The organism is Microcoleus sp. Pol11C3 (assembly GCF_036701485.1).
Classification (GTDB): domain Bacteria; phylum Cyanobacteriota; class Cyanobacteriia; order Cyanobacteriales; family Microcoleaceae; genus Microcoleus.
Window position 1 is genome coordinate 1 of sequence record NZ_JAUBQW010000022.1, and the last position, 274, is coordinate 274.

Below are 274 nucleotides of genomic sequence, written 5' to 3' on the forward strand. Positions count from 1 at the left end.
TCTTGCACTTTATTCTCGATCGCGCGCTCAAAACCCAGGCTACCTCAAGTGCGATCGATATATTCAGCAAGCCCTATTTAATTGGCGATCCTAATATTACCCACAGCTTTCGAGACGCGAGTGCCGTGTCCTCTATATCATGTCGCTCGTGCAACCGGAAACGATCTCAATCTGTCGAAGAGGCGATCGCACTCGGCATCAAACAGACGGTATAAAACACACCCCAGCAACTTTTAGGCTGCCGGGGCTTGTCTTAGTTAATTTGGTGGCGGGA

At 49.6% G+C, this 274-nt stretch carries 1 protein-coding gene; it reads left to right on the forward strand.

All coding sequences use genetic code 11. The features are described 5' to 3' along the window. A partial coding sequence (locus QUA40_RS07910) for a hypothetical protein (RefSeq protein ID WP_333123679.1) occupies window positions 1-215 on the forward strand: 215 nt, incomplete at its 5' end. Between the last annotated feature and the right edge of the window lie 59 nt (window positions 216-274).